We start from the raw sequence: 12,576 nt of genomic DNA, 5'->3' as shown, positions 1-12,576 counted from the left end.
AAGCTTTTGAAAGAACAAGCAGAGAGAGAGCATTCAAAACCGCTTACACTTGTTCAAAAGCAAGAACTTGAAAAGGCTTTAAGTGGAATAGGAGGAATAATAAAACACATTGATTAGACAGCAAAATGGTGCAAAGTAGAAAACCTATTGGATTAGATATGCGTTTAAATCGACAAAAAGGCACCGTACAAAGCGATTGGATAGTTTTTTGATAATTACCACATTGGAAATTAAAACTGCTCTGTACGGTCCATTTTGAGGCAAATAAACCCATTGGTAAAAGTTATGGATTTAGATATGAGAATATTAAAACATATGCTCTTAAAAAATGGTAAATCAAGACGTAAAAAATTTATAGCAACGGCAGTTGGATATGCACCATGGGGAATGGGGGTAGCAGAGTATTTTTATAATCTATACGAATATGAAGATGGAACGAGGGAATATGAGGAATTCGATGGTGGACAGTATCATGAGATACCTATTGAAGTTGATTACAGTACCAAGGCACAAGTGAAAGCGTGGATATATGGAGGTCATTTGCCAAAAAGCTTATTGAGTTATGAGGCATTGATAGACGAGGTGAATGAGAAGATCAAACAACGCACAAAAGAGCCGTTGATTTGTGAGATTAGAGATGATGGTGAGAGAGGTTATTCACAAGCTTATGATGATGATTATATAGATCGTGAGCTAGAAAAAGCGCTTGATATTCAATTAGGTAGGTATCAAAATGAAAAAAATTGAAAAAAATAAAAAATACGTATTGACTTTAAAGGCGGGTTTGTTTAGAAAGATTGGCAAGTGCTTCAAAAACACTTGTGAATAGCGGATAGACCACGATAAGGTTTCTCCCATCTTTTTAAAATACTGGCTGTCTTTTATGCTTTAAGTAGCGTATAACGATTTTGTCGGGTGTGGTTACACCATACAATACTCTTTATGAGAAAAGTGTAACGACGGACTATTCACCGTGTTTTTGAGCGCCCGACGCCCTTATAGGGTTGTTAATCAAAAACTTTTATTGAATAGAAAGAATTTAACATGACATATATGAATGGTTTTCGTCGCGCTCTTATTAAAGCTATTGCAGATAATATGGGAGCAACTGATACTGGTCCCGTTCCTCCTAAAAAGCAAGGCATTCCTAAAAAATATGAATTTACGGGCGAGACAATTATAGCTGGTATCCACACATTAAGACGTATTAGAGCCATTAGAGACTTTGCAGATGTTAAAGCAGGCGACTTAGGTGGTTTTATAGAAAGTAGTGAGCATCTTTCACATGATGGCGACTGCTGGGTTAGAGATAATGCTCGTATCTGTCAACGGGCTCGTGTTTACGGTAATGCACAAATCGCTGGCGACGCTTGGATTTATGGTGACGCTCGTGTTTACGATAATGCAAAAATACATGGCAAGGCTTGGATAGACGGTTGTGTATACGGTAATGCAGAGGTTTTTGGTGATGTGCAAACGAATTACACCACTCGTATTTTTGATAATGCTAAAGTTTACGGTAAAGCAGAAGTAAATGGTAAAGTTTACGGTAATGCGCATGTATTTGGGAATGCTTGTATTTATAGCGATGCAGAGATTTTTGGGAATGCAAAAATATTTGATAATGCTTCTGTTTATAGCGTTGCAAAGATACATGGGAATGCAAAAATTTGTGGCAATGCTAGCGTTTGTGACAATGTTAGTGACAATGTTGTGATTACTGATCGCAAAAAACTTTCAGAGCAAGCAGCGTAAAAAAGCACGGGCGGTGCGGGGGCGCCTCTTTTTAAACATCTCATTTAAAAATTTAACGAATATTAGATTAGGGAGCTACCTATGACCAATACAAATTTATCCAAAAAATATGAATTAACTAATGAAAACATTAATTTTGATGGGCTTACTTTACATCGTATTCGTGCTTTAAGAGATTTCGATGATGTCAAGGCTGGGGATCTTGGCGGCTTTATAGAAAATGAAAGCAACCTCTCTCATGATGGTCATTGCTGGGTCTATGATGATGCTTGTGTTTTTTGCAATGCCGTCGTTTCTGAAAATGCAAAAATACGTAATAACTCTTATGTTTTTAATGAGGCAAGGGTATCAGGAAATGCTGTGATTAGTGATAAGGCACGGGTTCTTGAAAAGGAAGCTTATGTCTATGGCAATGCACAAATATGCGATAATGCAGTAATTTGTGGTGAAATTTATGGGAATGCCATTGTTTGTAATAAAGCCATGGTATCTCCCGAAGCAAAAATTTATGACAATGCAAAAATTTTGAATAGCGCTTGTGTTGCTGGCTTTATTTATGGGAATGCAAAAATATCGGGGTCGGCTTGTATTTATCCAGAGGCAGAAATTTATGATAATGCACACATTCAAGGAAAATCAAAAGTTTATTTCTCTGTAAAAGTTTGTGGGAATGCCGTCATTAAAGGCAATAAAAGAGTTTATAAAGATACTGATGGTAGTGAACAAAGCACAAATAAAGCAGCGTAAATAAGGGGCGGGGGCTGGTTTTAAATAGAAAAAAAGCCGTGTCTTTAAGGGACGCGGCTTTTATTACAAGGATGTAATATAATGTCATTTCCAAATGCAAATTGCAGAATAAATATTACATATTTTGTGTATAAACGCAATGGCGTTTTTATCAAATTGCATCATAAAATAGATCATGCTATGCTTAATTCGCAACGTTATTCTAGCGTTGTTTTTTAACCGTTCTCTAGATTAAAAACATTTCTTAAGTATCATAAAAAAGCCGTGCCAATTGATTTTGACACGGCTTTCATTTTGTTGTTTTGCAATGCATGCTAGCATCAAATAAAATACTACATATTGTGTATAAAGACAAATTTATTTTAATTCTATTTGCATCATAAAGCAGGCGATGCTAATATAGAAATCGATTTAAGAAACTGAAAACCTTGTCCCTCTTTTTGAGATGGCAAGGTTTTTTTTATATCACCTTATCATAATCTTGCTTTTGCATGCTCTAATCTTAAAAAAGCAAAGAATAGCCAATAAAAAAACCGCATCAAAATTAATCGACACGGCTTTTTTACACGCTTTCTGTTATTCCATTATCCAAGAGCGGACGAATATTTTTATATTACACAATCTATATAAAAACGCAAGCAATTAAATAAAATAAAAACAGGATTCATTATTTAGATTCAGTGTGTTATAATAAATTTTGTTTTTAAAAATTCATTATGATGTGTTATAGTATTGTTTATTATGATTTATTTTGTTTCTAAGTACCATTTCCTATAAAAAGGATATCAAGTAAATGCTTAATAAAGTGATTTTAATCGGTCATTTAGGGGCTGATCCCGAAAGCAAAACAATGCCATCAGGTGGTGAGGTGGTCAATTTTCGTGTAGCAACTTCTGAGAGCTATACAGAGAAGGCAACCAATAAGAAAATCCAAAAAACAGAATGGCATTCCATTGTGGTTTTTAATCCACATTTGGCAAAAATAGCACTTCAGTATCTTCATAAAGGCAGCAAAGTCTATATAGAGGGGCAGTTACAAACCCGTAAATGGCAAGATAAAAACGGTGTTGAACGTTTTGTAACAGAGATTGTCTTGCCACAATACAAAGGGGACTTAAAGCTGTTAGATGGCAAAAATGACGATGATCAAGAGCAATCATCTCCCTATGCGACAAGCTTTCACAGACCTCTTGATATGTCCACAAGCCCTTTAAATGATGATGTTCCTTTTTAAATAGAAAGTGTTATCAATGTCTGATAAGCAGCCGTTACCTACATTTAGTTCAATCTGTAAATCTAAACCAATTTATAACTATACTATTACAGAGCAAGAGATAAAATCCTTACAACATCATGCTAAGATTGGGAGATGCTGTGATGTAGCTGCCGTCTTTCTAGTTGGAATAATGATACTTGTCGTCATATGGATGAGGTATGATGATGATGATGATGGTTATGGTTGGGGAAAAATATCCGTCTTTGGTATGTTAGGAGGACTACTGACACTTGTAGTGAGTTTGAGTATAGGAGCATTGTCAAATTCAGATGAAATTTGGGAAAACGTTAAACAGGTGTCTGAGGTTATATGTGAAAAAAAATAAAAAGAGGGGACGCCCTAAGATCACAGGGCAGATCAGAGAAGCCAATGGTCGTATATCACGAGCAAAAGCGCCTCGTGAAGCTGTCGATAAATTGGCAATAGAAATGCGTGCAAAGCGCTTCTCTTTAAGCTTACAAGATGCAAAAAATCCGCTTGCAAGTACCTACATAGGGCGGCTGTGTTTACAAGGTGTGCTTACACAAGAGCAATATGACACCGCACAACAATATCTACAGATACGAAATAACTACCTTTGTGCAAAAGGCTTGCCTAGTGCTATTTATGACGAAATGCCATCATCTTCTGATGATAAAGCAAGAGATAAATGGGTAGAATTTGCAACAGAGCAGTTTGCAAATATGCAAGAAGCAATAAAAGAAGCGCAACATCTCTATAGACAGTACAATCTTTATGCAGCGCTACAGTACCTTGTTATAGAGGATCAAGAATTACCGCATCTTGTAAGTTCACTAAAGGTTGCTCTTAATGTGCTTTATAGATATTGGAAATAACGGCGCTGTAACAAAACAGTGACCGCTCCCTTGTAAAAGGGGTCAGGTGCGAAGAGGTAGCTTGCTGCCTCTTTCGCTTTTTATAGATTATTGCATATCGCTCTTAATGGGCTTCAGAAACATTTTTCATAATAATTATAGATCAAAGTTATGAAAACTCTATAATAACTCTATATAATAGATCAATTTCATGATCTAGTTTTTCGAGTTTTTTCTTCTTTTCATTTATCTTTTCTCTGTAGTTGTATAGGTGTTGCATGAGGTTTGATACATGTACATGCTCATTAGATTGTTTTGCATCATTCACATCCCTCATTGTATTTATTTCAAATTCTATAAGGGAACACAAAGCGTGAAATATCTGATGTCGTTTTATGATTATATCCTGCCATTTTTTTATTATATGAATACGTTTTTCATAGGACAGCTTCGATAATCGCCAATTTTGTTCTGAAAAAAATATTTTTTCTATCCATAAGATGTTGTAAAATCTGTCTGACCACCAGTGACTTCCATTTACAAGAAAAATGCGTAATAGTCTCTCTCGTTCGATAATTTCTTTCGAAGAAAATGTTTGTTTCGGATTTGTATATCCCATTTGAGTGGGGATAGGATATAATATTAGAAGTGTGATAATTAAGATGCTTCTAAAGAAAGATTTTTTTATAAACATTGTTTCTACCTTAATTTACGTCTTAATTACCTAACAGATTCCCTTTGAAATTATCAATATGTGTTATTTTTATGTTGACAAAGTGATGCAAATCGTATTTAATGACATTACTGTACTTAGGCGTATTGTGTCTAAATGAGGGTGATGTACAGTCTAAAACCCCCGCAAATGCGGGGTTTTTTATTATCTGGAGGGAGGAATTTATGACATCAGAAAATACAGAGCAGGTTTTACAGCCAACCAAAAAGCCTCTGCCTCCTAATGCTGGTCAAGGGCGGGTAAAAGGAGTTCCAAATAAGAATACACGGCTTTTAAAAGAGGCAATTATTAAAGCTGCTGAATTGGCAGGCAATAAATATGGTAAGGAAGGACTGATCTCTTATCTGGAACAGCAAGCGATTAAATGCCCTGCGGCTTATTTAGCGTTGCTTGGTAAGATCTTGCCTTTGCAAGTAACAGGTGAGGATGGGGGAGCGATTAAGATGATAGGGCGCGTGGAAATTGTTCCTTTAACAATGAATGACGACAAGACAGATTAAGATTGTACCAAAACTTCTACCTATTTTTGATGGGGATGCTTTGGTACGAGTGGCTTGGGGTGGACGAGGGTCTGGAAAAACAAGATCTTTTGCCTTGATGGCGGCTTTAAAGGGCTATCAATTTGGTATGGGAGGGATATCGGGCACTATCCTTTGTGCGCGCCAATTTCAAAATTCGCTCGCAGAAAGTTCATTGGAGGAGATTAAGCGCGCTATTGAAGCCCATGACTTTTTAAAGGACTATTACAAGGTTGGGGAGTCTTCGATTAAGTCGATTGATGGGCGTATAGGCTTTCAGTTTTGTGGTCTGGATCGCAATATAGCCAGCATCAAATCCATGGGGCGGATATTGCTCTGTTGGGTTGATGAAGCAGAACCCGTGACAGAGACAGCTTGGCAGACGCTTATACCGACGTTGCGTGAAGAGGGCGAGGGTTGGCGTGCAGAATTATGGGTAACATGGAACCCATTGCGAGATAATGCCCCCGTTGAGAAACGGTTTCGCTTTTCAGATAATGAGGCGATTAAGCGTGTAGAGATCAATTGGTCAGATAATCCGAAGTTTCCAAAGATCTTGAATGAAGCCCGTCTTGATGATCTGAGAAACCGTCCAGAGACCTATAAGCATATATGGGAGGGTGCTTATCTTACCGCTGTTCAAGGGGCTTACTATCAAAAAGAGATGTTGGCAGCTGAGGAGGAGGGGCGGATAGGGCGTGTTGCACGTGATCCTTTAATGCAGATACGCGCCTTTTGGGATATTGGCGGCACAGGTGCCAAGGCAGATGCAACGGCGATTTGGATAGCACAATTTGTTGGCAGAGAAATCAGAGTGCTTGATTATTACGAGGCACAAGGGCAGCCGTTATCAGAGCATATTGGCTGGTTACGTCAAAATGGTTATGAGACGGCATTAATGGTTCTCCCCCATGATGGTGCAACCAGAGACCGTGTGCACAATGTGAGTTTTGAGAGTGCCTTGAATGATGCGGGTTTTGAAACGCAAGTGATCCCTAATCAAGGAGCCGGTGCTGTTAAGATGCGGATAGAGGCGGTGCGGCGTATTTTACCCTCAGTTTGGTTCAATGAAGAAACGACCGTAGCAGGACGCAAGGCACTGAACTGGTATCATGAGAAATGGGATGAGAAGCGGAATATAGGGTTAGGCGCCGAGCATGATTGGTCGAGTCATGCAGCCGATGCCTTTGGCTTAATGTGTGTGGGTTATGAGCAGCCGGTGCAGAAACATAAGAGACACGCTTACAGCGGTAGAGAAGCTTATGAGAGTACGTCATGGATGGCAGAATGATGCATGATGAAGAGCATTTAGACAAAGATAGCAACATTTCAGATCTGTCAAGGGAAGGTTTGTTTCGTAAACTTGTCAGTTGGTACAAAGAAGATGTTGAGCATGTGAACAAATGGCGTGAGCAAGCACGTGAAGATTTTTGTTTTTACAATGGGGATCAGTGGAATGAAGCCGATTTAGCAGCTTTAAAGGAACAGCGCCGCCCCGTTATGACCTTTAATCGGATAGCCCCGCTTGTGAATGCCGTTGTGGGTTCAGAACGTAATAATAAGCGAGAGGTGCAATTTATTCCGCGTCAAATAGGCAAGGCATTACCAAGCGAATTGCTCACCGGAGCAGCAGAATGGTTTCGTGATATGGCACATGCGGAATATGCGGACTCTGATGCTTTCCAAGATGCTGTCATCTGCGGTATGGGCTGGACCGATACCAGACTTGATTACGAAAACAGTATAGATGGTGAGCCGGTTATTACACGTTTAGATCCATTGAAGATGGTTTGGGACAGTGCAGCGGTACAACCGAATTTAACCGATGCGCAACGTTTGTGGTATGTGGACCGCAAGCCCTTGGAAGTTGCCAAGCGGATGTTTCCGCAAGCCCATTGGAGCGAATTGAGTGCGGATTGGGCGAGGGATGGTAGTGCTTATGAGGGGATTCATCACAATGATCTAGATAGTTATGGTCATGATGAAAGCGTGGAGGGAGTTGAAAACGGTCGACGGATGGTCACGCTTGTTGAATGCCGTTGGTTTGAAAGCGAGAGATATTATAAGGCGCCCGATTTATCGACGGGAGAACTTCGTGACTATAGTGAAGAGGAGTTTAAACAGCTCCAATGCACGATGCCTCAGATACAAGGAGCGGCTTTCAATAAAAAGGTGGTCAAGCGTGCTTTTTTAGGCAGGAAAGTTTTGCTTGAACCAGATCAACCGATGGTTCCTGCTGGTCAATTAGGTTGGGAGTGTATCACAGGTTATTTTGACAAGATAGAGCGGCAATTTTACGGGGTTGTCCGTCCTACAAAAGATCCACAACGATGGGCGAATAAATATTTTAGCCAAGTCATGCACATTCTCAATAGCCAATCTAAAGGCGGGATTATGGCAGAGAGGGGCGCCTTTGAAGACGAGAGAGAAGCTGTCAAAAGTTGGAGCAGAGCAGATAGTATTACGGTTTTAAAAAATGGAGCGCTTGCAGGTGGCAAGATACAGCCAAAACCGGTGGCTCAGTTTCCTACGGGCTTTTTCCAACTGTTCAATGAAGCGAAAGAAGCGATTAATCAAGTTACCGGATTATCGCCAGAGTTCATAGGAACGCGAGAGGTCTCACAAGCAGGGATTTTAGAGGCACAAAGGCGTCAATCCAGTTTAAACTTGCTTGCTTGTCTGTTTGATGGTTTGCGTTTGTATCGCAAGCGTCAAGGCAAGCTTATTTTGTACTTGATACAAAATTATCTCTCTGATGGTCGTTTGGTACGGATTTCAGGAGAGGAGAATGCACAATATATCCCCTTAACCCGTGAATCTGTGATGAGTGTTGATTATGATATTGTGGTTGATGATGCGCCCACCAGCCCGAATGAGAAAGAGCGTACTTTTGGCATTATCACGCAATTGTTACCGTTGCTTCAAAATGCTGTAACACCAGATATCATGCTTGATTTGCTGCGTTACTCCCCATTGCCTGCATCTCTGCTTAATCGTGTGAGTGAGAAGTTTCAACAGCAGCAGCAAATGGCACAACAAGCCCAGCAGCAGATGAATCCCGAGCAGGAAATGAAGTTGCAAGAAAAGCAGCAGGATATTGCCGCCAAAGCCCAGATGCAGCAGATGGATTTGCAAGGAAAGCAGATTGAATTGTTCATGCGTCAAAAGAGAGCAGAGTTAGAAGCGGAATTGATGCAGCAACGCCATGAGCTTGAACGCCAGCGCATACTCAATGAACAAACGCAACATCAAATCATGCGGGAGCGAGCAGCAACATATCGAGGAAGAAGCATTTAAGAGAGGTGAAAGAATGGATGCACAAATGAATGAAGGACTAAATGAAGATTATGCAGCAGAACCCGCTGTTTTTGATGATGAGGACTCTTTTGAGAGTGAACATGATCTAGGAGCGGTTGAAAGTGATGAGGTGGCGTCTTCAGAGCCGGTTGGAGCAGAACCGGTTCATGAGCCTTCAGAGATTACAGTCCCTAGTGTAGAGCAACAGCGTGTTGAAGAAGAATTCAAGCAAGCTCGTGAAGCACTTGTCAAATTTTATGAACCCCAATCTCAGACGCCAATGGTTGAAGATGAAGGAAGTCCCCCAGACCCACGTGAGGATATTATTGGTTACATTGGGTGGATGGGAAAAAAGCTTCAAGAGCAGGGTGCATATATTAGGGGACAGAAAGAAGCGCTAAGACAAGCTGAAGAACAGCAACAGCATGATATGCGCCTTAACCAGTTTTTTCACAATTCTGTTGAAACAGTCAAAAAGAAATATGGTGATTTTGATGGAGCTGTGAATTTTCTTTATCAGACGCGTGAACAAGAGTTAAATTCTTGGTCAGGTATTTATCCAGATTACGCCAATAAGAGCACGAGAGATGCGATTATAGGAGATGAATTGCGGACGATAGTAGCGACGTGTGCACAAAGAAATCTCAATCCAGCAGAAGAGCTTTATAAGATAGCACAAAACCGTGGCTATCAGAACCAAGCACTACAAGCCAATCATCAAGTAGCAGCGCTTCAGAGTCGTCAGAATTCTGCGAGGACGTTAACAGCCTCTGGTGGAGGGGGCAATGTTGGACCAATGACTATGGAAGCTCTTGAGAATATGTCCGATAAAGAGTTTGCAGAATGGTATAGAAATCCAAAAAATCAAGCTCTTTTCCGCAAATTGAGTGGTGCGAGTGATGATGATTAAACGAGAGATTTTAACAGCATAATCCGCCTTTGATGCGGATTTTCCACCGGCTTTAAGCCGGTTTTTTTACAGCAAAGAAAGGTATAAGAAATGGCAATAACAACTGTAGGGACACATGAACCTCATTCTTTAAAAACATGGGCAAGAATACTTGATGCAGAAGTATCTAAGGCAACTCCCATAGCTCCTTTGATGGGGAAAGACTCCAATAGTATTATTCAGGTAAAAACAGAAACCCAGAAAAGCAAAGGAGACTGTATAACCTTTAGTTTGCGCGCTCAGTTATCAGGACGAGGTGTGAGTGAGGGCGAAACCTTAGAGGGAAATGAACCCGGATTACAGACACTCCATGATAGATTGTATATCAATGAACTCTATAACGGTACGAGAGTTCCTAATGAAGGCACAATCGATAGTCAACGTACTTTGTTTAATCTACGCGAGGAAGCAAAGAACGCTCTTGTAGATTGGTATGCAGACCGTTTGAGTATGACATTTTTCATTCATGCTTGTGGTTATACAGCCAACCGCATGATTTTTGAGAGCGAGACTGTTGATATTACTCCACTCCATTATGGTTTTAATGCGCCGTTAGCCCCAAGCAGTAAGCGTATTATCCGTCCAGACGGCAAAACCAAGGATGAAGAGCTTACAGATAAAGCAAAGCATGGTTTTAATCTTCACCTCATAGATGAGGCTGTTGAGACCGCTAGGCTTGCGAACCCTAAAATTAGACCCGTTCATGTGAATGGTAAGTATGTTTATGTAATGTACCTTCACCCAAAGCAAGTGACACAATTGCGAACTAATACTGATAAAGGTCAGTGGTTCGATATTCAACAAGCTGCGTTTACAGGTTCACATTCCAAAAATCCAATCTTTGATGGTTCTCTAGGCATGTATAACGGTGTGGTTTTACGTCTATCAGAACATGTAACGAATGGTGTAAATTCAACGAGTGGTGCACGCATTCCAAGTGTACGTCGTGCGGTGTTCTTAGGAGCGCAAAGTGTTGTTATGGCTTTTGGTAAAGGTTATGGCAATGCGCGCTATAAGATTGAAGAAGAAACATTCGATTACAAACGACAATATGGTTTTGCTGTCCATACTATCATGGGCATGAAGAAAACGCGTTTCCAAGGGCGTATGGGAGAGAACTCAGGTCAAGATTTTGGAACCATTGTCATTCCCACCTATACCGGCGAAGCAGATTAAAGTTAATTAAGAAAGGAAATAGGATATGGTAGATGGATTTACAAATTATTTACAAGGTAGAGATCTACATACTCAACAAGTGAGTTTTTTACGATTGAATATCTCACATAAGGATAAGCATCTTACGGAGAAAATAGGGATCTTACCCCGTGGAGCTGTGATTACTTCGATTAAAGCCTTTGTGAAGACAGCGTTTCCTGAGGCGAAATTGAAGATAGGGAGCACCTATGGGGGGAGCGAATACAGTGAGAAAGAGATCAAAACCCAAAGCGTACAGGACTTTACGCCAACAGATCAAAAGGCTTTTGTTGGAGATGATAAGGAGACTACCCTTTACGCAACCCGTGATAAAACTACGGCAGCGGGCGAGTGTGTTGTAGTTGTACAGTTCGTAACCAATCGCTGAAATGAAGGGGAGAGATTTATCAACTCCCCCCTCAATTTATGAAGTAGAAGATTGTACAGAGAGTTGCAAATTAAGGGCAGATAATACAGCGACTAAGGTAGAAAGCTTGGGGTCGCCCGTTTTGCTTAAGGAGCGGTATAATCCACTGCGTTCGCGATTGGTTTCTTTTGCTAAGGCACTCATATTTTGGGCGCGAGCAACGATACCAAGGGCATCGGCAATGTGAGCAGCATCACCAGTTTTAAGAGCTTCATTGAGAAAAATTTTCTGTGACTCAATGTCCTTAAGATATTCTTCAGGTTTAAATGGGGTTATTCTCATCACTGTACTCCTTTTTTAACTTTAATGCTTGTTCAATATCCTTTTGCTGTGTTGATTTATCTCCACCGCATAACAAAAGGACAAAATCAGAGCCCTTTTGGGTAAAATAAATTCGGTAACCAGCCCCATAGTGGATACGTAATTCACCTATGCCATTAAAGAATTTAACATCACCAAAAAGTCCTTGTTTTAAACGTACAACACGTTGAAGAATAATAGCCTTAACGCTTTTATCTTTAAGTTTCTTAAGCCAAGTATCAAATTCTATCGTTTTATGAATGAACACCATGTGAGTACTATGGTACACATGATGTGTAATGTCAAGTTAGTTTCAATTTTTATATTTCACGGAAAGGTGTTGTGATGGCACGTCATTATATTAGGGTAAGGACGGGAGGACCGATACAAGATCACCAAGATGTTTTTCGTCACAGAGGAACGTTTGCACATCTTGTGTCGGTCATTCAAAGCGAAATCGATGACATCACGGATGAGTATATTGGTCAAATCCAAGAAAGTATTTTTGCTGCCATTCGTTTTTGTGAGAGGGAAAGTTTTTACTTTAACGAAAGCCGTGATGTGG

General features: G+C 40.2%; 15 protein-coding genes and 1 pseudogene. 13 read left to right on the top strand and 3 right to left on the bottom strand.

All coding sequences use genetic code 11. The annotated features are described in order from the left end of the window. Nucleotides 1-297 precede the first annotated feature (297 nt). The 6 genes from PVV64_RS09285 to PVV64_RS09260 all read left to right on the top strand — a co-directional run bounded on the left by PVV64_RS09285 (nt 298) and on the right by PVV64_RS09260 (nt 4,614). Complete coding sequence (locus tag PVV64_RS09285) at nt 298-747, top strand: hypothetical protein (protein WP_273760740.1); 450 nt, start codon at nt 298-300, stop codon at nt 745-747. A 297-nt stretch (nt 748-1,044) separates the two neighbouring features. Then, a complete protein-coding gene (locus PVV64_RS09280) occupies nt 1,045-1,755 on the top strand; it encodes a hypothetical protein (RefSeq protein WP_273722172.1) in 711 nt (236 codons plus the stop codon). A gap of 81 nt (nt 1,756-1,836) precedes the next feature. Continuing rightward, complete coding sequence (locus PVV64_RS09275; protein ID WP_273760739.1) at nt 1,837-2,502, top strand: hypothetical protein; 666 nt, start codon at nt 1,837-1,839, stop codon at nt 2,500-2,502. A 793-nt stretch (nt 2,503-3,295) separates the two neighbouring features. Next, entirely contained in the window at nt 3,296-3,736 is a 441-nt protein-coding gene (gene ssb / locus PVV64_RS09270) for a single-stranded DNA-binding protein (RefSeq protein ID WP_273760738.1), read from the top strand. Between the two features lie 16 nt (nt 3,737-3,752). Then, the gene (locus PVV64_RS09265; RefSeq protein ID WP_273760737.1) at nt 3,753-4,103 is read left to right on the top strand and encodes a hypothetical protein; all 351 of its coding nucleotides are present in this window, start codon (nt 3,753-3,755) and stop codon (nt 4,101-4,103) included. Then, entirely contained in the window at nt 4,090-4,614 is a 525-nt protein-coding gene (locus tag PVV64_RS09260; protein WP_273760736.1) for a hypothetical protein, read from the top strand. The genes PVV64_RS09265 and PVV64_RS09260 overlap by 14 nt, the downstream gene beginning before the upstream one ends. A 148-nt stretch (nt 4,615-4,762) precedes the next feature. Here the strand turns inward: PVV64_RS09260 and PVV64_RS09255 are convergent, their stop codons facing one another. Further along, entirely contained in the window at nt 4,763-5,287 is a 525-nt protein-coding gene (locus tag PVV64_RS09255; protein ID WP_273760735.1) for a hypothetical protein, read from the bottom strand. Nucleotides 5,288-5,490: 203 nt separating this feature from the next. On the opposite strand from PVV64_RS09255, the gene PVV64_RS09250 reads away from it, so the two are divergent. From PVV64_RS09250 to PVV64_RS09225, 6 genes are all read left to right on the top strand, one after another. Then, nucleotides 5,491-5,826 carry a hypothetical protein gene (locus tag PVV64_RS09250; RefSeq protein WP_273760734.1) on the top strand — a complete coding sequence of 112 codons (336 nt, stop codon included), beginning with the start codon at nt 5,491-5,493 and terminating at the stop codon, nt 5,824-5,826. Next, nucleotides 5,807-7,135, top strand: coding sequence for a PBSX family phage terminase large subunit (locus tag PVV64_RS09245; RefSeq protein WP_273760733.1), 1,329 nt, complete (start codon nt 5,807-5,809; stop codon nt 7,133-7,135). The genes PVV64_RS09250 and PVV64_RS09245 overlap by 20 nt, the downstream gene beginning before the upstream one ends. Beyond that, on the top strand, nt 7,120-9,141 hold the full coding sequence (locus tag PVV64_RS09240) for a portal protein (RefSeq protein WP_273760732.1): 2,022 nt from the start codon (nt 7,120-7,122) through the stop codon (nt 9,139-9,141). Before PVV64_RS09245 ends, PVV64_RS09240 begins: the two co-directional genes overlap by 16 nt. Nucleotides 9,142-9,154: 13 nt before the next feature. Further along, nucleotides 9,155-10,051 (top strand): hypothetical protein, encoded by an 897-nt coding sequence (locus PVV64_RS09235; protein WP_273760731.1) that lies wholly within the window; start codon nt 9,155-9,157, stop codon nt 10,049-10,051. Between the two features lie 90 nt (nt 10,052-10,141). Continuing rightward, on the top strand, nt 10,142-11,266 hold the full coding sequence (locus tag PVV64_RS09230; protein ID WP_273760730.1) for a N4-gp56 family major capsid protein: 1,125 nt from the start codon (nt 10,142-10,144) through the stop codon (nt 11,264-11,266). 25 nt (nt 11,267-11,291) lie between these two features. After that, a complete protein-coding gene (locus tag PVV64_RS09225; RefSeq protein ID WP_273760729.1) occupies nt 11,292-11,672 on the top strand; it encodes a hypothetical protein in 381 nt (126 codons plus the stop codon). A 36-nt stretch (nt 11,673-11,708) separates the two neighbouring features. On the opposite strand, the gene PVV64_RS09220 is transcribed toward PVV64_RS09225, so the two are convergent. Next, on the bottom strand, nt 11,709-11,993 hold the full coding sequence (locus PVV64_RS09220; RefSeq protein WP_273760728.1) for an addiction module antidote protein: 285 nt from the start codon (nt 11,991-11,993) through the stop codon (nt 11,709-11,711). Further along, nucleotides 11,974-12,282, bottom strand: a complete 309-nt coding sequence (locus PVV64_RS09215) for a type II toxin-antitoxin system RelE/ParE family toxin (protein ID WP_273760727.1) — start codon at nt 12,280-12,282, stop codon at nt 11,974-11,976. Before PVV64_RS09215 ends, PVV64_RS09220 begins: the two co-directional genes overlap by 20 nt. Before the next feature lie 74 nt (nt 12,283-12,356). Between PVV64_RS09215 and PVV64_RS09210 the strand changes: the two are divergent. Next, nucleotides 12,357-12,576: pseudogene (locus PVV64_RS09210) on the top strand (hypothetical protein); the annotation flags it as partial.

Origin of the sequence: Bartonella sp. ML70XJBT.G (assembly GCF_028618575.1) — a bacterium.
Lineage (GTDB): Bacteria > Pseudomonadota > Alphaproteobacteria > Rhizobiales > Rhizobiaceae > Bartonella.
Note: the sequence above shows the minus strand (reverse complement) of the source record. Positions and strands in the feature narration are given on the sequence as shown.